The following is a 1,221-nucleotide window of genomic DNA, read 5'->3' as shown; positions in this document are numbered from 1 at the left end:
TGTAGTAGTCGCGACTTGATCTGACAGTTACCCGATTTGAAGACGGCGATTGTCAGATCAAATGCAGTTATTCAATGTGGTGATTTTATCGTGCCACACCTCCTTTCCGTCAATCAGTGTTTGCATCGGTGTGCGTCCACAGCACATTTTCCCCTGATGCGTTCGCTCATCGTTGTAATACATGAGCCAGTCATCCAGGTCATGCTGCAGTTCCTCCATGGAACGATATATCTTGCGCCTGAAAGTAACCTGATAAAACTCTTGCAGTATGGTTTTATGGAAGCGCTCGCAAATGCCATTGGTCTGTGGGTGGCGTACCTTGGTTTTGGTATGTTCAATGTCATTGAGCGCCAGATACAACTGATAGTCATGCGTCTCTGGTCGGCCACAGTATTCCGTTCCACGATCTGTCAGAACACGAACTAAGCCCATGCCTTGCTCTTCCAGGAAAGGCAAGACTTTGTCATTGAGCAGATCTGCTGCAGTGATAGGCGTTTTGGTGGTGTACAGCTTGGCGGCTGCCCATTTCGAATAGGTATCAACAAAGGTCTGTTGATAGACACGTCCTACACCTTTGATCGTGCCGACATAGAAAGTATCCTGACTACCAAGATACCCAGGGTGGGCAGTTTCTATTTCACCGTGTGCGGCATCGTCGTCCTGCTTTCTCTCCAGTGCTACGACCTGGGCTTCTGTCAGCACCTCGCCGGTTTCTGCAACATGGCGCTCCAGGGCTGCCAGACGCTTCTTGAAGGACTCCAGGTTGCGTCTTAACCATATTGACCGGACGCCAGAAGGGGAAACGAAAATACCGCGCTTGCGTAGCTCATTAGAAACTCGCACCTGACCAAAAGCAGGTTGTTCCACGGCAAAGGCGGCAACCGCTGATTCCGTCGCCTCATCAACACGATTACGGAGATTGGGTTTCTTGCGGTTCGCGTCCAGCAGCGCTTCAACACCGCCTTTCTCTACTGCTGACTGATACCGGTAAAACGTATCTCTGGAAAAGCCCATGACCTTGCAGGCTCGTGACACGTTACCAAGTTCACTGGCAAGATTGAGAAGGCCAACCTTGTGTTTAATGACATTCTGAGAAATACTACTCATGAGGTTACTCCTTGGCGCTTGCGCGCTGGTTTAATAAAGATTCGCACCTCTATCAAACCGGGTAACCTCACCTTTGGCAAGGCCTTACTGTCAGATCAAATCGAAACTACTACA

The 1,221-nt window shown here is 49.6% G+C and carries 1 protein-coding gene; it reads right to left on the bottom strand.

Annotated features, from left to right (window positions below):
• Positions 1 to 57 precede the first annotated feature (57 nt).
• A complete protein-coding gene (locus tag LZ463_RS28855; protein WP_241459773.1) occupies positions 58 to 1,107 on the bottom strand; it encodes an IS481 family transposase in 1,050 nt (349 codons plus the stop codon).
• Positions 1,108 to 1,221 lie beyond the last annotated feature (114 nt).

It is taken from the genome of Undibacterium paludis (assembly GCF_022568815.1).
In the GTDB taxonomy this organism is placed as follows: Bacteria; Pseudomonadota; Gammaproteobacteria; order Burkholderiales; family Burkholderiaceae_D; genus Undibacterium.
This window is presented reverse-complemented; position numbering and strand designations above follow the sequence as displayed.